The organism is Leifsonia sp. 563 (assembly GCF_040545055.1).
GTDB lineage: Bacteria > Actinomycetota > Actinomycetes > Actinomycetales > Microbacteriaceae > Leifsonia.
The window spans coordinates 211,895-230,008 of the sequence record NZ_JBEPLE010000002.1; the positions used below are offsets into that span (position 1 = coordinate 211,895).

At 70.2% G+C, this 18,114-nt stretch carries 14 protein-coding genes; 10 read left to right on the top strand and 4 right to left on the bottom strand.

Annotated features, from left to right (window positions below; all coding sequences use genetic code 11):
• Positions 1–53: 53 nt before the first annotated feature.
• Both ABIC47_RS08060 and ABIC47_RS08065 read right to left on the bottom strand, forming a co-directional pair.
• Positions 54–215, bottom strand: a complete 162-nt coding sequence (locus ABIC47_RS08060) for a hypothetical protein (protein ID WP_018189823.1) — start codon at positions 213–215, stop codon at positions 54–56.
• 95 nt (positions 216–310) lie between these two features.
• A complete protein-coding gene (locus ABIC47_RS08065; RefSeq protein ID WP_354479182.1) occupies positions 311–1,897 on the bottom strand; it encodes a Na+/H+ antiporter in 1,587 nt (528 codons plus the stop codon).
• Positions 1,898–2,002: 105 nt separating this feature from the next.
• Here ABIC47_RS08065 and ABIC47_RS08070 point away from each other — a divergent pair, with 105 nt between their 5' ends.
• The 4 genes from ABIC47_RS08070 to ABIC47_RS08085 all read left to right on the top strand — a co-directional run bounded on the left by ABIC47_RS08070 (position 2,003) and on the right by ABIC47_RS08085 (position 7,734).
• The gene (locus ABIC47_RS08070; protein WP_354479185.1) at positions 2,003–3,370 is read left to right on the top strand and encodes an APC family permease; all 1,368 of its coding nucleotides are present in this window, start codon (positions 2,003–2,005) and stop codon (positions 3,368–3,370) included.
• Positions 3,371–3,423: 53 nt separating this feature from the next.
• Entirely contained in the window at positions 3,424–4,443 is a 1,020-nt protein-coding gene (locus ABIC47_RS08075) for a LacI family DNA-binding transcriptional regulator (protein ID WP_354479188.1), read from the top strand.
• 71 nt (positions 4,444–4,514) lie between these two features.
• A complete protein-coding gene (locus ABIC47_RS08080; protein WP_354479191.1) occupies positions 4,515–5,906 on the top strand; it encodes an MFS transporter in 1,392 nt (463 codons plus the stop codon).
• 73 nt (positions 5,907–5,979) lie between these two features.
• Positions 5,980–7,734, top strand: a complete 1,755-nt coding sequence (locus ABIC47_RS08085) for a cellulase N-terminal Ig-like domain-containing protein (RefSeq protein WP_354479194.1) — start codon at positions 5,980–5,982, stop codon at positions 7,732–7,734.
• A 24-nt stretch (positions 7,735–7,758) separates the two neighbouring features.
• Here the strand turns inward: ABIC47_RS08085 and ABIC47_RS08090 are convergent, their stop codons facing one another.
• Together ABIC47_RS08090 and ABIC47_RS08095 are read right to left on the bottom strand one after the other, a co-directional pair.
• Positions 7,759–9,150: an APC family permease gene (locus ABIC47_RS08090; protein ID WP_354479197.1), complete on the bottom strand. Its 1,392-nt coding sequence runs from the start codon at positions 9,148–9,150 to the stop codon at positions 7,759–7,761.
• A 108-nt stretch (positions 9,151–9,258) separates the two neighbouring features.
• Positions 9,259–10,209 (bottom strand): zinc-binding dehydrogenase, encoded by a 951-nt coding sequence (locus ABIC47_RS08095; RefSeq protein ID WP_354479200.1) that lies wholly within the window; start codon positions 10,207–10,209, stop codon positions 9,259–9,261.
• A 220-nt stretch (positions 10,210–10,429) separates the two neighbouring features.
• Here ABIC47_RS08095 and ABIC47_RS08100 point away from each other — a divergent pair, with 220 nt between their 5' ends.
• From ABIC47_RS08100 to ABIC47_RS08125, 6 genes are read left to right on the top strand one after another with little or no spacing between them, the layout of a single operon-like run.
• The gene (locus ABIC47_RS08100; RefSeq protein ID WP_354479203.1) at positions 10,430–11,509 is read left to right on the top strand and encodes a Gfo/Idh/MocA family protein; all 1,080 of its coding nucleotides are present in this window, start codon (positions 10,430–10,432) and stop codon (positions 11,507–11,509) included.
• A gap of 5 nt (positions 11,510–11,514) precedes the next feature.
• Complete coding sequence (locus ABIC47_RS08105; RefSeq protein ID WP_354479205.1) at positions 11,515–12,210, top strand: ThuA domain-containing protein; 696 nt, start codon at positions 11,515–11,517, stop codon at positions 12,208–12,210.
• On the top strand, positions 12,207–13,181 hold the full coding sequence (locus tag ABIC47_RS08110; protein WP_018189835.1) for an ABC transporter permease: 975 nt from the start codon (positions 12,207–12,209) through the stop codon (positions 13,179–13,181). The genes ABIC47_RS08105 and ABIC47_RS08110 overlap by 4 nt, the downstream gene beginning before the upstream one ends.
• Before the next feature lie 6 nt (positions 13,182–13,187).
• A complete protein-coding gene (locus tag ABIC47_RS08115) occupies positions 13,188–15,269 on the top strand; it encodes a dipeptide/oligopeptide/nickel ABC transporter permease/ATP-binding protein (RefSeq protein ID WP_089881034.1) in 2,082 nt (693 codons plus the stop codon).
• Positions 15,266–16,453: an ABC transporter ATP-binding protein gene (locus ABIC47_RS08120; RefSeq protein ID WP_354479210.1), complete on the top strand. Its 1,188-nt coding sequence runs from the start codon at positions 15,266–15,268 to the stop codon at positions 16,451–16,453. Before ABIC47_RS08115 ends, ABIC47_RS08120 begins: the two co-directional genes overlap by 4 nt.
• Positions 16,450–18,108 carry an ABC transporter substrate-binding protein gene (locus tag ABIC47_RS08125; protein WP_231371095.1) on the top strand — a complete coding sequence of 553 codons (1,659 nt, stop codon included), beginning with the start codon at positions 16,450–16,452 and terminating at the stop codon, positions 18,106–18,108. Before ABIC47_RS08120 ends, ABIC47_RS08125 begins: the two co-directional genes overlap by 4 nt.
• Positions 18,109–18,114 lie beyond the last annotated feature (6 nt).

Consider the following 18,114-nt stretch of genomic DNA (forward strand, 5'->3'; position numbering starts at 1 on the left):
TCTGACCACGACCCTAGCGGGGTACACGACCGGGGGACAAGAGGTGCGGGCGATCAGTTGCCGCTGTCGTCCTCGAGCGGATCGAACTCGTCGTGCTCCGGCTCGACGAAACCGTCGGCGTCGTACGGTCCTTCCCCGCCGCCTTCGGCGATGGCGTCGGTGTCGACCGGTTCGCCCGACGGCGTCTCCGGCCAGTTCTCCTTGGCGTCGCTCATGGCGTCCCTCCCGGATCGCTGTCGCGTGGATGCTCTGAGCGCGATGGTAGACGGCTCTCGGGCTCCCGGGTAGGGCCGCCGGGCAGGGACGCTGCTCACTCGCCGGGTTCGCGGCCGGTGAGCCGGACCTCCTCAACGTCGAGCCGCCGCTGGATGTCGCGCAGCACGATGTCGTCGATCTCGCCCTCGTCCCGCAGCCGCACCACCTCTTCGCGTTTGCAGTGCAGCAGCGCCAGCCGGAGCTCGGTGTCCTGCCGGCTCCGCTCCGCCGCCGCCTCGCCGTCGCGCGACTCGTCCTCCACCTCCAGCAGTTCGAGGTGCTCCTCGAACTCGCCCTGGATGCGCTCGCTGATCTCGGGGTCGACGCCGAGCCGCTGGGCGAGCTGCGGCAGCTCGTCGAGGGCAGCGCGGGTCGCGCTCGTCTCGGCGAGCCGCAGCTCGTGCCCGACCGACTCGTCGGAGGGAAGGCGCGCCCAGCGGACGACGGCCGGGAGGACGAGCCCCTGCCCGACCAGTGTCACGACGATCACGCCGGTGGTGACGAACACGATGAAGTCGCGGCCGGGGAACGGGGAGCCGTTCTCCAAGGTCGTCGGCACGGCGAGAGCGGCGGCGAGGGAGACCGCGCCGCGGAAGCCGGAGAGCCCGCTCACGACGCGGGCGCGGTCGCTCATCCGGCGCTTCTTCTGCTGCGGGCGCCGATCGAGGAGCCGGATCAGGTACACCGTGCCGAAGAGGTAGGCGAAGCGGACGGCGACGATGACGGCGGTCACGGCGGCGATCGCGACCAGACCCATCCCGACGTCGACCGCCGCCAGTTCCATGGTCGAGCGCGGTAGCTCGATGCCGACGAGGACGAACAGGCTGGCGTTGAGCAGGAAGGTCGTGAAGGTCCAGAAGGCGTCCGACTGCCTCCGCCCCTCGGCCACGCCGATGCGGGGACCGGCCTGGCTGATGATCAGCCCGGCGACCACCACGGCGAGCACACCGGAGGCATGCACCAGCTCGGCCAGCAGGTATGCCACGAACGGGGTCAGCAGCATGGCGATGTTCTGGGTGATCGCATCCCGGAGCCGGCGGCGGGCGAGGATGGCGATCCAGGCGACCAGGGCGCCGATGACGGCTGCGCCGACGTACGCGATGAGGAGGGTCAGCGTGACGGCGCCGACGCTGACATCGGTGTCGCCGACAGTGAACCCGACCGCGAGGGACCAGAGCACGAGGGCCGTCCCGTCGTTCACCAGGCTTTCCGCGCGCAGGATCGTGACGTTGCGGCGGGGGAGCGAGCGCGTGAACGAGGTCATCGCCGTCGCGTCGGTGGGCGCGATCGCGGCGCCGAGCGTCCACGCCGCACCCCACGGCAGGCCCATGGCGTGCGCCAGCACGGCGACAGCAGCCGCGGTGACGACGACGAGGCCCGTGCTCATCAGGATGATGCCGCGCAGGTTGGAGCGGATCTCCCGCAGCGAGGTGGTCAGGCTCTCCCAGTAGAGGATCGCCGGGAGGAACAGGAACAGCACCACTTCCGGCGCCAGTTCGATGTCGCGGAACAGGGGGATGAACCCGATCAGCACGCCGATGCCGACGAGGAGGAGCGGCTGGGCGATCCCCGTCTTCCGCGCGATCACCTTGGTGAGCAGGGTGGTGACGCCGATGACGACGACCAGTTCGAGTCCGAGCACTGGACCTCCTTCTGCCGCACATCCTCCCGCGGTGTCGGGTGCGCCGTAACCCTCGGCGGGTGGATGTGCAGCCCGCATGTCGGAGGTCCGCGCCATCATGAGCAGATGACGGAACGCGGGCCCTCGACGACGAACCGCAGCACGACGCGCAGCGGCGCCCCGGAGCCAGACCTCAGCGATCCGCGGGTGTCCGCGACCCCGCACGGGCGGCTGGGAGTGGCCGGCGGCACCGCGCTGTACATCGCGGCGGTGCTCGGCACGGGCATCCTCGTGCTCCCGGCGCTCGCCGCGGCCGCCGCCGGTCCCGGCGCGATCCTGGCCGTCGCGGCGCTCGCCCTGATCTCGGTGCCGCTGGCGAGCACCTTCGCCGCTCTCGCGCGACGGCACCCCGACGCCGGTGGCGTCGCCACGTTCGCGCGGCGTGCGTTCGGTCCGGACGCCGCCCGCGTGATCGGGTACTGGTTCTTCTTCGGCACACCCATCGGCGCGCCGATCGCGGCGCTGATGACCGCCCGGTACGTGGTCGCGGTGATCGGCGGCGACGCGCTCAGCACGACCCTGATCGCCATCGGGCTGATGGTGATCCCGGTCATCGTGACGGCCTTCGGCGTGCGGTTCGCCGCTTCGGTGCAACTCGTCCTGTCGGGCGCGCTCGTCGCGGTGCTGATCTTCGTGCTGGCGGCGGCGGCGCCGCACGCGCGCCCAGAGAACCTCGTGCCGCTGCTCCCGCACGGCTGGGCGGGCGTCGGCCTGGCGATGAGTCTCTACATCTGGGCCTTCGCCGGGTGGGAGGCCGTCGCCGGGATCGGCGGCGAGTTCCGGAACCCCCGGCGCGACATCCCCCGGGCGACCGCGCTCGCGCTGGTCATCGTCTCGGTCGCGTACCTCGCCATCCAGGCTGTCACGGTCGTGGTGCTCGGCGAGAAGGCGGCGACGAGCGATGTCCCGCTGCTCGACCTCGTCCGGGTGGCGACCGGTGACGGAGGAGGCGTGGTGGTCGCCGTGATCGCCGCCATCGTGGTGACCGGCGTCTTCAACGCCTACCTGGCGGCCTTCAGCAAGCTCGGCGCGGCCATGGGACGCGACGGCGATCTCCCCGCCTGGTTCGGCCGGGGCGTCGAGAACGGCGCGGTCGCCCGGCGCGGGCTGCTGCTGTCGGCGGTCGTCATGGCTCTGTACTCGGTCGTCGTGCTGGCGAGCGGCGACCTCCAGCCGTTCATCCTCGTCCACACCAGCATCGCGGCCGCGGTCTACGGCCTGGGAGTGGCGTCGGCGCTGCGGCTGCTCCCGGCGCGCTCGCTCGGCTGGTGGATGGCGCTGATCTCGTGCGTGCTCGCGGCCGGGCTGCTCGTGCTCGCCGGATGGCATCTGGTCTTCCCCGCGGTCGCGGCCGTCGTCGCGCTGGGGGTCGGCGCCCTCTCGCGCTCGCGCCGTCGGCGTTCCGGGCGGCCTGCTGGAGCCGATCCCGCATAATAGGGGCAGCCGCGGCGCCGCCGCGCGCGTCGCGACGCACGGGAGGGGGCGCGGTGACCGAGCATCAGCGGGCCTCCAGCATGCGGGATGTCGCCGCCCTCGCCGGCGTCTCGCACCAGACGGTCTCGCGCGTGATCAACGGTCATCCGAGCATCCGGGAGTCGACGCGGCAGCGAGTGCTGGTCGCCATGGACCAGCTGCACTACCGGCCCAATCGCGCCGCCCGGGCGCTGGTCACCGCCCGATCGCGCACCATCGGCATCCTCTCGACGTCCGCCGCGGCCCTCTACGGGCCGGTGTCGAGCATCAACGCCATCCAGGATGCGGGCCGCGCGGCCGGCTACTTCATCGCCGTCGCCCAACTCGCCGACCTCGAGCCGGAGTCGATCGCCGCCGGCCTCGACCACCTGCTCGCGCAATCGGTCGAAGGGCTCATCGTCATCGCGCCGCAGGAGGTCGTGCTGCAGCAGCTCGAGACGGCACGCCTCGACGTCCCGTATGTCACCCTGCTGGGCGGCCCGGCGTCGGTCCAGCGCGAGCTCACCGTCGACCAGGTGGCCGGCGCCCGGGCCGCGACCCGGCATCTGATCGACCTCGGCCACCGGCGGATCGTCCACCTGTCGGGGCCGCTCGAATGGTTCGAGGCGCAGGCCCGCGTCCACGGCTACCGGTCGGAGCTCGCCGCCGCCGGCCTCACTCCGATGCCGTCGCCGGAAGGCGACTGGACCGCGGAATCCGGCTACCGACTCGGCCGCCAGGTGCTCGGCGATCCGGAGGTGACGGCCGTGTTCACCTCCAACGACCAGATGGCGCTCGGCGTCTATCACGCGGCGCACGAACTCGGGCGGCGGATCCCCGAAGACGTGAGTGTCGTCGGCTTCGACGACATCGCCGAAGCCGCTCACTACTGGCCGCCGCTCACGACCGTGCTGCAGGACTTCACCCAGCTCGGCCGGCGAAGTGTCGAGAGCCTGGTGACCGAGATCGAGGGCGGGACGGAGCCGACGCCGGTGACGCTGCGGCCCGACCTCGTGGTCCGCGCCTCCACCGCTCCTCCGGTCTCCGTCAGCTGACGCCACCGGCCGACCCGGGCGCCCGGGACCGGCCCCGACCGGCGTCGGCGGCTCGGCCTAGGCTGGAGCCCATGAGCTCGCGCGACCTGGATTCGGAGACCGCGGCCCCCGCCACCCCCGATGTCGCGCCGGCCGGCGGCGTGCTGAGCGCACCGTTCCGCTGGACGAGCATCGGGATGTGCCTCCTGATCACGCTCGCGGCCTTCGAGGCCCTCGCCGTGACCACGATCATGCCCACCGTCAGCCGCGAGCTCGACGGCGCCTCGCTCTATGCGTTCGCCTTCGCCGGTCCCCTCGCGGTCGGCGTCGTCGGGATGGTGACCGCCGGCGCGTGGACCGACCGCGGCAATCCCCGGTCGGCGTTGATCGCCTCCGTCGTCCTCTTCGCGGCCGGTCTCCTCACCGCGGGACTGGCCCCGACGATGGGGGTGTTCGTCACCGGGCGCCTCGTGCACGGTCTCGGCGGCGGAGCGCTCACCGTCGTGCTGTACGTCATCGTGGCCCGGGTGTATCCGCCGCGACTGCATCCCCGGATCTTCGCCGGCTTCGCCGCGGCGTGGGTCATCCCGTCGCTGATCGGTCCGTTCATCGCGGGCGTGCTGAGCGAGACCGTCGGCTGGCGCTGGGTGTTCCTGGGCGTCGTCGCGCTGACCGCCCTCGCCATGCTGATGGTGGTTCCGGTGATGCGCGGCGTGCGCCGGGCTCCCGATGAGCCGGGGTCCTTCCCGGTCGGGCGCATCCTGTGGTCCCTGCTGCTCGCCGTGGCGGTGCTCGCCCTCACTCTCGGCGCCGAGGCGTCCGGCCCGATCCAGTGGATCGTGCCGGTGCTCGCCGTGGCGGTCGCGGCTGTCGCGATCCGTCCGCTGGTGCCGCGGGGGACGCTGGTCGCGCGTCGCGGTCTGCCGAGCGTCATCCTGATGCGTGCCATCGTCGCCGCAACCTTCTTCGCTTCCGAGGTCTACGTACCGCTCATGATGGTGACCGAGTACGGGCTCTCCGCCGCCATCGCCGGCCTCGCTCTCACCGCGGCCGGCCTCAGCTGGTCGGCGGCCTCGTGGGCGCAGGGCCGCTTCCCCGGCATCGGCAACCGTCTGGCCGCACGCCTCGGCGCCACCGGGCTGACCATCGCCCTCGCGTCGCTCATCGCCACGGCGGCCTGGCACCTCGATCCGTGGGTCGTGGTCGTCGGCTGGGCGTTCGCCGGCGCCGGCATGGGTTTCGTGTACCCGCGCCTCGGCGTCCTCACGCTGCACTACTCGACGACCGCCGACCAGGGTTTCAACAGTTCCGCCCTGACGATCGCCGACTCCACCGGCTCCGCGGTCGCGCTGGCCGCGACGGCGGTCGTCTTCGCAGCCCTTCGCGGCCTCGCCGGCGGCGTTCCGTTCGTCGGGGCGTTCGCAGTGACAGCGGTGCTCTGCGGCCTCGCGTGGGTCGTCGGCTCGCGACTCGTGCGTCGCTGACGCGCCCGCATACCAGCGCTGGGGGATCGCCCTGGTATCGTGTGGTACTCCTTGGTATGCACATGGAGGCAGCATGCAGACGGTCGACGAACCCGCGATCCTCGTGAGCCATCTCGGCTACGACACGGAAGCGCCGAAGGCCGCCGTCCTCGTCGGGTTCGATGTCGCTCCGCGCCTTCGGATCGAGCGACTCGACGACAGCGGCATCGTGTCCGTCGCCGTCGACTCACCGCAGCGCGTCTCCCGGTGGTCGGCACGGCCCTACGCCCGCGCGGACTTCTCGTCGATCACGACGCCCGGTCGCTATCGGCTCGTCGCCGACACCGGCGAGGGCGGCGTCGCGTCGGCGCCGTTCGTCATCGCGGAGGACCGCATCCCGAGCCTCGTCGTGTCCGACATCACGGCGATGTTCCGCGCGCAGCGGTCGAGCGGGGAGATCGATCGCAAGGATGCCGCAGCGCGCTTCTACGACGACGACTCCGGCCGCACGGTGGATGCACGCGGTGGCTGGCTCGACGCATCCGGCGACCACAGCAAGTTCCTCAGCCATCTCACCTACACCCGGATGATGAGTCCGCAGCAGATCCCGCTCTGTGCCTGGGCACTGCTGACCGCGGGCCGGGAGCTGCGCACGGCGCATCCGGGCTTCCGGACGAGTCAGTATCCGCGGCTCCGTGACGAAGGCCTGTTCGGCGCCGACTTCCTGGTGCGCTTCCGGGATCCGAGCGGCTTCTTCTACACGGCCATCTTCGACGCGCTGACGAAGCGGCTGGAGGAGCGCGTGATCACGGCGCCGCTCCAGGACAGCGTCCGCACCCAGCGGTGGCAGGCGGCGTACCGCCAGGGAGGGGGCCTCGCGATCGCCGCGCTTGCTCTCGCCTCGTGCGCCGACGACGAGGGCGATTTCCGTCGCGAGGAGTACTTCGCCGCGGCGGTGCGCGGCTTCGAGCATCTGGAGCAGCACAACCGCGACTATCTCTTCGACGGCGAGGAGTCGATCATCGACGACTATTGCGCGCTGCTCGCCGCCGCGGAACTGCTGGCAGCCACCGGCGGTACCGGGGTGGAACGACAGGCATTCGCTGCGGCGGGGGCGCGCCGCGCGGAGTCCATCGCACAGCGACTTCGCGACGGCGAGACCGGGGCATGGCTGGTGGGCGACGTGGAGGGGCGGCCCTACTTCCATGCGGCCGAGGCCGGCCTGCCCGTTGTGGCACTGCTGCGCTGGGCCGAGGTGCTGAGGCAGGGCTCGGCAGCGGGCACGGACACGAACACGGACGCGGACGCGGATGCCGCCGACGCCGCGGAGCGCACTGCGCTCGCCATCCTCACGGGAGTGCTGCAGCGCACGGATGCCGCGCCCAACCCGTTCGGCTACCCGCGGCAGCGCGTCCAGCCCATCGGAGCGGAACCGCGCGACGCGTTCTTCTTCCCGCACGAGAACGAGACCGGGTACTGGTGGCAGGGCGAGAACGCCGGGCTCGCGTCCTTCGCCTATGCCGCGGCCGTGGCGGCGCGTCTGCCGCAGATCGACGAGCGGCTCCGGGCCCGCCTCCGCCGGCTGAACGCCGACGTGATCGCCTGGGTCGGCGGCCTCAACCCGTTCGACTCGTGCATGCTCCAGGGCCGCGGGAGGAACGGAGTGGAGTACTCCGCGGTGTATCAGAACACCCTGGGAGGCATCGTCAACGGCATCACCTCCGGCTGGACGGACGAGGAAGGCGTCGCCTTCCTCCCGGTCGACGCGCCGGACGGGGAGGAGTGGCGGTGGGCCGAGCAGTGGATCCCGCACTCCGGCTGGTTCCTCCTCGCCGTCTGCGCGGGCTGAGCAGCCGACCGGAAGACGTGGCCCTCAGGCCTCCGGGAGAGGTGCAGGGTCCTCCTCCGAGAAGTCCATCGCGGGCGGCTTGCGCCGGAAGCCGGAGGTGAGGATCGCGAGTAGGACGACGCCGATCAGCACCCAGATCCCGCCGGCGATGAATGTCGTGAGGGAGAGGCTGGTCCAGAGCCAGACGGTGAGGGCGAAACCGATCAGCGGCGCCACCAGGTGCGCCAGCACGGCACGCGTTCCCCGCTCGTGCTGGTCGATCAGGTAGTGCTTGATCACGGCGAGGTTCACGAAACTGAAGGCGACGAGCGCGCCGAAGGAGATCACCGATGCGGCGACGTCCAGCGGCAGGAGCAGTGCGCCGATGAGACCGACAACGCCGACGATGAGCACCGACAGCCACGGCGTCTTGAAACGCGGGTGGATGGCGGCGAACACGCGGCGGGGCAGCTGGCCGTCGCGGCCCATGGCGAACAGGATGCGCGCGACACTGGCCTGAGATGTCATCGCAGAGGCGAAGCTGCCCGCGATGTAGGCGGCGGTGAAGAACGTGAAAAGTGCGCCGCCGCCGATCCGCGTCATCACGTCGAGCGGAGCGGAGTCGGTGTCGGTGAAGTTCGTGAAGTCGGGGAAGACCAGCCCGGCGACATAGGCGGTGGCGATGAAGAGCAGGCCGCCGACCAGGGTGCACAGGATGATCGCGCGCGGGATGCTCTTCCTGGCGTCCTTCGCCTCCTCGCTGAGGGTCGAGACGGCGTCGAAGCCGAGGAACGCGAGCGCCAGGATGGCGGCGCCTGCGGCGATCCCGCCCAGCGTCGTGTTGCCGGAGAAGAACGGGTCGAGCAGGTTCGGGACGGTCGCCCCGCCCGAGAGGTACGCGATCCCGGTGGCCACGAAGACGACGATGAAGACGATCTGGACTCCGACGAGCGCCAGGTTGGCGCTCGACACCAGGGTGATGCCGATCACGTTCAGCAGGGTGACGACGACCACCGATCCGACCACCCACACCCACGCCGGAACCGCGGGGAAGGCCGCATTGAGGTAGATGCCGATGACGAGGTAGTTGAGCAGGGGGAGGGCGAGGTAGTCGAGGAGCAGCGTCCACCCGGTCAGGAAGCCGAGGTGGCGGCCGAAGGTGCGCTGCGTGTATGTGTACGCGGAGCCGGCGACGGGGTAGGCCCGCACCATGCTGGCGTAGCTGCCGGCGGTGAACAGCATCGCGATCGTCGTGACGAAGTAGGCGCCGGCGAGGTGGCCGCCGGTGGTCTCGGTGACGAGACCGTAGGTGGTGAAGACGGCGAGCGGCAGCATGTAGGCCAGGCCGAAGAGCAGGAGGGACGGCGTGCCCAGGCTGCGCTTCAGTCGCGGACCGGCGGGAGCGGCGGTGCTCGAGGGTCGGGAGGTGGTGGTCACGGGTGTGCCCTTCGTCGAAGCCGGAAAGCGGTTACCCGGGAATGTATAGCTTTGGTGCGCGATTGGTAAAGAGAAATTTTCGGAAGCGGCGGCGGGCGCCGCGCCGGCTCACGGCTCGATGACGGCCTTGACGAATCCGGAGGCGCGCTGAGCCATCAGCTCGTAGGCCGCATCCACCCCGTCGAGCGCGAAGCGATGCGTGATCAGCGGCGCGAAGGTGAACCCGCGCGAAGCGACCTGCGCCAGGGCGTCCCGCATCGCCCGCATGACGCGCGGATGGTCCGGGCAGAAGCCGTTGACCACCGTCGCGCCCTTGTACCAGAGCTCCATGTCGAAGGGGGCGGTGCCCGCGTGGTGGTATCCGACGACGCACAGGGTGCCGAAGGGCCGGACCAGCAGGGATGCGGTGGCGAGTCCCGGCGTCACTCCGGTCGCCTCCAGCACGACGTCGGCGCGGGGGTCGGCGGTCCCGGCACCCTCGGCGGCATCCACGAAGGCGGCGACCTCGTCCGGGTGCAGGGCGACCGCGGCGCCGAGGGCGAGTGCGCGCTCCCGCGCCTCCGGGTTGGGGTCGACGGCGATGACGGTGCGCGGTGCCCGGGCGAGCGCGAGCTGCAGCAGCCCGAGACCCATGAATCCCAGTCCGACGATCGCCACGCGGGCGCCGGGGCTGAGCGGGGTGCGGGAGATCGCCTCCTCGAGTGTCGCGATCGGCTCTCCGATGGCGTGAGCCGGCTCGATCCCGGCGGGGACGGGAAGGAGCAGGTCCTCCTCCAGGAGGGCGTGGGTCGCGAAGCCGGGGCCGCCGAGGCCGGTCACGAACTCGCCCTCCTTCCAGCGCGACGCGGAGGATCCCACGGCGACGACGCGGCCGGAGATCTCGTGCCCCAGCTCGATGGGCTCGCCGCCGTCTCCCGGTCCCCGCAGCCACGGGGAGAGGTCCGAGGTGCACACGCCGCTGGCGACGATCTCGACGAGCACCTGGCCGGGGTGCGGCTCCGGGGTGGGGACCTCCTCGATGCGGGAGGTGCGGGCGGCGACGACACGGCTGATCAGCATGCGAGCAGTGTAGCGCGGTGGTCCGTTGTGGTCTTATGTGGATGCGCGCTCGGGTCGATGAAAACCGGTCACACATTGTTTCGACCGCGTAAACGAAGAAACCATCTCTTGTTACCGCTCACATTCTGTCTTAGTCTGGCATTGGGTGGTATCGATCTGGGATACAGTCGGGTCCACCCCGCAGCCGATTCGGCACCCGAGAAGTTCAATGGAGAAGCACATGCAGACGTACTCTGCGGTCGTCGTCGCCGCCGGTGGGCAGGGCCGGGTCCACGCCGCCGCCTACCAGGCCGACGAGCGGGTGCGACTCGTCGGGGTCGCCGATGTCGACAGCGCCGCGGCCGACCGGCTCGCGACCGAACTCGGAATTCCGCGGAGCTACTCCGACGTCTCGGCGATGCTGCGCGAGGAGCGACCAGACATCGTGAGCGTGTGCACGCCTCCCGCCTTCCGCCGCGCCGTGGTCGACGCGGCGATCGACGCGGGTGTCCGCGCCATCCACTGCGAGAAGCCCTTCGCGCTCAGCTATGGCGATGCCGTCGCGATGACCGAGCGTGCGGCCGATGCAGGCGTCCAGCTGACCGTCAATCTGCAGCGCCGGTTCGAGCCGGTGCACCGCTTCGCCCGGGCCCAGCTCGACGACAGCGCCATCGGCGAGCTGGTCAGCATCGAGGGCTACTGCCCGAACCTCTTCGACTGGGGCAGCCACATCGTCGACCTCGCGCTGTTCTACCGGCACGACGAGCCGGCCGAGTGGGTGCTCGGGCAGATCGATGTCAGCACCAACCGCTACGTCTACGGCGCGTTCGTGGAGACGTCGTCGCTGACGCAGGTCGCCTGGTCCGACGGCGTCCGCGCGACCATCGCGACCGGTCGTGAGCCGGCCACGCCCATCCTGAACCGCGAGAACAACCTCGGGCTGATCCTGCAGGGCAGCCGCGGCAGGATCGTCGTGAACGGCCAGGAGTGCATCGTCCAGCGGTTCGGGGTCGACGGCATGCGCTTCGCGTCCCCGTACGCGAGCGATCCGTCGACCTGGGACCACGGGATCGATCCGGCCATCTTCGCCTGCACCCGCGAGGCCGTCGCCGATCTGGTCGACGGCCTGCAGACCGGCGAGGAGCCTGTTCTGGCCGCGCGCCACGCTCTCGCCGGCGCGGCCATCGTGTTCGCGACCTACGAGAGCAGCCGGTCGCGGGGCCGCGTCGGGCTGCCGCTCCAGGTGAACGACAATGCCCTGCTCAGCGGGCTCGACGAGGGACTGTGGTCGCCGGTGGGCGAACTGCGGTCGACGTGGTGACGCGGATGGGAACGGCGACGGTCATGCTCGTGGGCGACGACGTCTACGAGGACCTCTTCGGCGCGGGCGTCGAGCTCCAGGCGATGCTGGCCGACGAAGGTCTCGCCACCCGCGTACGCATCGGCGCGGGGTCGCTGCGCGAACCGGCTTCCGCATCCGGCCCGCACGCGCCGGACGACGTCATCGCCCTCTATCGCGCCGCCGGCGAGCTCGACGACGACGCCCGCCGGGGCCTCGAGCGCGCGGTGGCCGGCGGCGCAGGACTGCTCGCCGTCCACTCCACGGCGTACCTCGAGGACGACGCGCTCGTGCCGGTGATCGGCGCGCGGTACCTCGACCACGGTCCGCGCCCCCACGAGTCCCGGTTCGCCGTCGGCCTGGCGCCGCATCCGGTGACGGAGGGCGTCGAACCGTTCGAGCTGGAGCACGAGCACTACCGCCTCGCCGTCGAGCCGGGGGTGGATGTGCTGGCCTGGCGCGATGCCCCGTACGGACGCGAGCCGCTGGTGACCGCGCACGCCTACGGACGCGGACGCGTCTGCTACCTGCAGTTCGGCCACGACCTGCGGGCCTGGGGGTCGACGGAGGTCCGCCGGCTCGTCACGAACGCGGCGCGCTGGCTCGCCCAGCCCGCACGGACGGCCGCAGAGGCCGCACCCACCACCCGCCCGATCGACGCGGAGGACACCGACCGCCCATGAGAGTGCTCCTGAGACGAGCCGTCTTCTATCTGATCACCGCCTGGGCGGCGATCAGCCTCAACTTCCTGCTCCCGCGCATCATGCCGGGCAGCCCGGCCGACGCGCTGATCGCCAAGTTCCACGGCAAGCTGTCGCCGGACGCCATCCAAGCGCTCCGTGTGCTGTTCGGCCAGAGCGACGCGAGCCTGTGGCAGCAGTACCTCGACTACTGGAAGAACCTGTTCACGGGCAATTTCGGCACGTCGTACGCGTACTATCCGACCCCGGTGTCGGACGTGCTGGCGAGCAGCATCGGCTGGACGCTCGTGCTCATCACGGTGTGCACGGTGCTCGGCTTCCTCATCGGAACCGGCCTCGGAATGATCGTGGGCTGGAAGCGGGGCTCGTGGCTGGACGGCCTCATCCCGTTCACGACGCTGCTGTCGAGCATCCCGTACTTCTGGTTCGCGATCTGCGTCGTGCTGATCTTCTCGATCGTCCTGCACTGGTTCCCGCTCTCCGGCGGCTATTCGGTGACCGAGACGATCGGCTGGAACCTGGGCTTCATCGGCAGCGCCACGTACTACGCGGTCCTCCCGGCGCTCACCATCGTCGTCGCCTCGATCGGCGGCTGGCTGATCGGGATGCGCAACATGATGGTCACCACCCTCAGCGAGGACTACGTCCGGCTGGCGGAGGCGAAGGGCCTCCCGAAGCGGCGCGTGATGTTCAGCTATGCGGCGCGCAACGCCATCCTCCCGTCGTTCTCGAGCTTCGCGATGTCGCTCGGCTTCGTGGTGGGCGGCTCGATCGTGACCGAGGTCGTCTTCAACTACCCCGGGATCGGCACGGTGCTGTTCAAGGCGGCGCAGGCCCAGGACTACCCGCTCATGCAGGGCATCTTCCTGGTGATCACGATCACCGTCCTGGTCGCGAACCTCCTCGCCGACCTCATGTACGTCTTCCTCGACCCCCGCACACGAGAGAGCTGAGCTGACATGGCCATCGCCGCCGCCACCGCCGTCGAAGCGGAGAACGCCGAGACGGACACCCCGACATCCCGCTTCGCGTGGATGCGCGCCTTCCGCCGTCCCTGGACCCTCACCGGCATCGTCATCACCGCCGTCTTCTGCATCTTCGGGATCATCGGCCCCTGGGTGGCGCCGTACGACCCGTCGGCGGTCAGCAAGGCGACCCTGCAGCCGCCGAGCCCGGAGCACTGGCTGGGCACGACGCAGACCGGCCAGGACGTGCTGTCGCAGATGCTGTACGGCACGCAGATCTCGCTGCTCGTCGGCGTCGGTGCGGCGATCGTCGCGACCGTGCTCTCGGTGCTGGTCGGTCTGGCCGCCGGCTATCTCGGAGGGCTCTCGGACGAACTCCTGTCGCTGCTCGCCAACGTGTTCCTGGTCATCCCCGCCCTGCCGCTCACGGTCATCCTCGCCTCCTACCTGCCGAAGTCGGGATCGCTCGGCATCATCCTGGTGATCTCGATCACGGGATGGGCGTGGGGCGCTCGCGTGCTGCGGGCGCAGACCCTGTCGTTGCGCAAACGCGACTTCGTCGAAGCGGCCAGGGCGACCGGCGAGCGCACGTCCAGCATCATCTTCCGCGACATCTTCCCGAACCAGATCGCCGTCATCGCCGCGAGCTTCCTCGGAACGGTCACCGGCGCGATCCTCACGCAGGCGAGTCTCGCGTTCCTCGGGCTGACGAACGTGACCGAGTGGTCGTGGGGCACCATCCTCTACTGGGCGCAGGTCTCGAGCGCGATGCTGACCGGCTCCTGGTGGTGGTTCGTCCCCGCCGGGCTCGCGATCGCGCTGCTCGGCACCGGGCTGTCGCTGGTGAACTTCGGGATCGACGAGTTCATCAACCCGCGGCTGCGCCAGGCGGGCATCGGCACCAGGAAGGCGCAGCGGGCGCAGGTGCGTGCGCAGCGGGCGAAGATCGTGCGCGGGCCGGCGCGGGTGCGCGGCCAGCGTCCGCCGCACCAGCCGTACGACCCGGTGACCAGCGACGTCATCCTGAAGATCGAGAACCTGCACGTCGACTACGTCGGCGAGAACTCGGTGACGCCGGCCGTCAACGACGTGTCGCTGACGCTCCGCCGCGGCGAGGTCCTCGGCATCGCGGGGGAGTCCGGATCGGGCAAGTCGACGCTGGCCTACGCCATCACGCGGCTGCACAAGCCGCCCGCGCAGATCACCGGCGGCGGGATCCTCTACACGAACTCCGACGGCTCGACCATCGACATCCTGCGGATGAGCGAGAGCGAGCTGCGCGACTTCCGGTGGGACGAGCTGTCCATCGTGTTCCAGTCGGCCATGCACGCGCTCAACCCCGTGCTGACGGTCGGTGCGCAGCTCGACGACGTGCTCCGCGCGCACCGCCCCGACCTGTCGGCCGCGGATCGCGCCGCACGCGTGGTCGAACTGCTCGGGCTCGTCGGCATCCAGACCGACCGGGTGAACGCCTACCCGCACGAGCTCTCCGGTGGGATGCGGCAGCGCGCCATGATCGCGGTGGGGCTCGCCCTCGACCCCGAGATCATCGTGATGGACGAGCCGACCACGGCGCTCGACGTCGTCATCCAGCGCCAGATCATCGAGAAGATCATCGAGCTGAAGGACCGGCTGGGCTTCGCCGTGGTGTTCATCACCCACGACCTCTCGCTGCTCATCGAGCTCTCGGACACCATCGCGGTCATGTACGCCGGACGCGTGGTGGAGCTCGCGGACGCGGACGAGTTCTACCGGAACCCGCGGCACCCCTACAGTCAGGGGCTGCTGGCGTCGTTCCCGACCCTGTCCGGCCCGAAGCGCGAGCTCGCCGGCATCCCCGGGTCGCCGCCGGACCTCCGCAAGCTGCCGACGGGATGCGCCTTCGCGCCCCGCTGCCCGCTCGCATTCGACCGGTGCGTCGAGGTCGTTCCCCCACTCATCCCGCTGGCAGGACCGGCCGAGTGGCGACAGGCGGAAGCCGCCTGCCTGCTCTACGAGGGCGACGGTTCTGCGCCGAACCGGACGCCGGACGCCGTCGCCGAACTTCCGCACGCCCGAATGGAGGATGCCCGATGACCACCATCGAGACCGCGCCGCAGGAGGTCGCACCCTCCGGTGAGGATGCGCCCCTGCTGGAGGCGCGCCACGTCACCAAGCACTTCACGGTGCACAGCTCGCCGTTCCGTCGCGGTCCGCGCCGCGTCGTCCACGCCGCCGACGACGTGTCGCTCGCCCTCTACGCCGGACGGATCATGGCGCTCGTCGGCGAGTCCGGATCGGGCAAGTCGACCTTCGCCCGGCTGCTGGCGCAGCTGCACCCGGTGTCGTCGGGAGAGATCCTGTACCGCGGCAAGCCGGTCCGGGTGAAGGGCGGGGCGTCGTTCCGGGCGCACGTCAGCAAGGTGCAGCTGATCCTGCAGGACCCGTTCGGGTCGTTCAACCCGGTCGCGACGATCGCGCGCACCCTGACGCGCGCCGTGCGCATCCATCACCCGAAGGCCGACGGCGCCGCCCAGCGGCGCATCATCGACGACCTGCTGGCGCAGGTGAGCCTGCGGCCGGCGCGCCAGTTCACGGAGAAGTACCCGCACGAGCTGTCGGGCGGTCAGCTGCAGCGCATCTCGATCGCGCGGGCGCTCGCCGCCGACCCCGATGTCTTCCTCGCCGACGAGCCGGTGTCGAGCCTCGACGTGTCCATCCGCCTCGGCGTGCTCAACCTGCTGCGCCGGCTGGTGGAGGAGCGCGGCGTCGCGCTGCTGTACGTCACCCACGACATCGCGTCCGCCCGCTACTTCGCCGAGGACACCAGCGTCATGTACGCGGGACAGCTCGTCGAGGCCGGCCCGAGCGAGACGGTCACCCAGAAGGCGGCGCATCCGTACACGCAGCTGCTCATCGCCTCGGCACCGGATCCGTCGCGTCCCGACGAGGCACGGCCACGCGACATCGGCCAGCCGCCGAGCCTGATCGACCCGCCCACCGGGTGCCGGTTCCACCCGCGCTGCCCGTTCGCGATGGAGCGGTGCCGCACGGACGCGCCGCCCGCCTTCGCCCTCGAGGAGGGCCAGTGGGCGAAGTGCTGGCTGTACGCGGACGACGCCGAGGCGACCGAACGGCGCTCCGAGAACGCCGTCGCCTACGGGCTCGGTGCCGTGCGACCGGCCGGCCGCCGCATCCACACCGGGCCGCAGGCCCCCACAGACGCTCCAACGAGCACAGACGCTCCAGAAACAACCGATACCAAGGGAGACCAGCAATGAATCGCAGAAGGTCCATACGTCGCGCCGCCATCGGCGCGGCTTTGGCCGCCTCGCTCGTCGTGCCGCTCGCCGCCTGCTCGTCGAACGGTTCGGGCTCGGGCGACGGACTGATCCTCAACGTGGCGAGTCAGTCCGACAGCCTCACGCAGTCCTTCAACCCGTACCTGCCCAACACCGCGCAGGGGGCCACCTACACGAACCAGGGCGCCGGCGGCTTCATCTACGAGCCGCTCGTGCAGATCAACAACGTCGACATCGGGCACGACATCCCGTGGCTGGCGAAGTCGTGGGAGTGGAGCGACGAGAACAAGACGCTCACCCTCCACCTCCAGTCGGGCGTCAAGTGGACGGACGGCCAGAAGTTCTCGGCCGATGACGTCGTGTTCACCTACGACCTGCTGAAGAAGTACCCGGCCCTCAACGTGGGCGGCGTCGACTTCGACACCATCACGGCCAAGGACCCCGACACCGTCGTGATGACCTTCGCGGCACCGTCGGAGACGAAGTTCACCTCGCTGGTCTCGGCCGCGATCGTCTCCAAGCACATCTGGTCGAAGGTGGGCGACCCCACCAAGTATGTCGACAAGAACCCGGTCGGCACCGGGCCGTTCATCCTCGACACCTTCTCGCCGCAGAGCTTCGTGCTCAAGACGAACAAGGACTACTGGCAGACGCCCGCCAAGATCGGCGGCATCCGGTTCATCCCCTACAAGGACAACCAGGGCCAGACGAACGCGCTCGTGCAGGGCCAGGCCGACTGGTCGGGCACCTACATCGCCGACGCCGAGAAGACCTACCTCTCCAAGAGCAAGGACAACCACTACTGGGCACCGGTCGTCGGATCGGACGGCCTCATCCCGAACCTGGAGAAGTGGCCGCTGAGCGACATCGCCGTGCGACGCGCGATCAGCCTCGGCGTCGACCGGGCGCAGATCGGCGCAGCGACGGACTCGCCGCCCGCGACGAGCCAGACCGGGCTCCCGATGCCGGCCTTCGAGAGCGAGGTCGCATCCAAGTACAAGAACCTCGACTTCAAGCAGGACAAGCCGGCCGCCGAGAAGCAGCTGACCGATGCCGGTTACACGAAGGGATCGGACGGCTACTACGAGAAGGACGGCAAGAAGGTCGAGTTCTCGGTCAGCTTCCCCGCGTCGTACACCGACATCGCGGCCCGCGCCCAGGTGCTCGTATCGCAGCTGAAGGACCTCGGCATCAAGCTCGACATCGACACCACCTCGGTGAACGACATCAACAAGATCACCGCCGACGGCACCTTCCAGTCGACGATCGGATACCCGGTGGGCCCCGCACCCCGCGCGTTCAACATCTACGACTCGATGATGAACCCGAACAAGTACTACCCGCTGGGGCAGGCGACGCCGACGTTCGAGAACATCGAGCGGTTCAACGACCCGGTCGCGAAGGAGCTGTTCAACAAGTACCCGCTCGCGACCACGGACGAGGAGCGGGCGAAGATCCTGGAGCAGCTCGAGGGCATCTGGATCGACCAGCTCCCGATGATCGTGATGTTCTACTGGGGCAACTACGGCGACTGGAGCAGCGCGAAGGTCACCGGCTGGCCGAGCGAGGACAACCCCTACTTCGCGCCGTACCCCAACCCGGTGGTGGCGCTGAAGCTGAAGCCGGTCTCCTGACCGGAC

Coding starts and splice junctions, on each gene's coding strand:
- ABIC47_RS08080 (WP_354479191.1), top strand. CDS start 4,515: ATGAGCTCGCGCGACCTGGATTCGGAGACCGCGGCCCCCGCCACCCCC.
- ABIC47_RS08100 (WP_354479203.1), top strand. CDS start 10,430: ATGCAGACGTACTCTGCGGTCGTCGTCGCCGCCGGTGGGCAGGGCCGG.
- ABIC47_RS08095 (WP_354479200.1), bottom strand. CDS start 10,209: ATGCTGATCAGCCGTGTCGTCGCCGCCCGCACCTCCCGCATCGAGGAG.
- ABIC47_RS08110 (WP_018189835.1), top strand. CDS start 12,207: ATGAGAGTGCTCCTGAGACGAGCCGTCTTCTATCTGATCACCGCCTGG.
- ABIC47_RS08125 (WP_231371095.1), top strand. CDS start 16,450: ATGAATCGCAGAAGGTCCATACGTCGCGCCGCCATCGGCGCGGCTTTG.
- ABIC47_RS08070 (WP_354479185.1), top strand. CDS start 2,003: ATGACGGAACGCGGGCCCTCGACGACGAACCGCAGCACGACGCGCAGC.
- ABIC47_RS08120 (WP_354479210.1), top strand. CDS start 15,266: ATGACCACCATCGAGACCGCGCCGCAGGAGGTCGCACCCTCCGGTGAG.
- ABIC47_RS08060 (WP_018189823.1), bottom strand. CDS start 215: ATGAGCGACGCCAAGGAGAACTGGCCGGAGACGCCGTCGGGCGAACCG.
- ABIC47_RS08085 (WP_354479194.1), top strand. CDS start 5,980: ATGCAGACGGTCGACGAACCCGCGATCCTCGTGAGCCATCTCGGCTAC.
- ABIC47_RS08105 (WP_354479205.1), top strand. CDS start 11,515: ATGGGAACGGCGACGGTCATGCTCGTGGGCGACGACGTCTACGAGGAC.
- ABIC47_RS08115 (WP_089881034.1), top strand. CDS start 13,188: ATGGCCATCGCCGCCGCCACCGCCGTCGAAGCGGAGAACGCCGAGACG.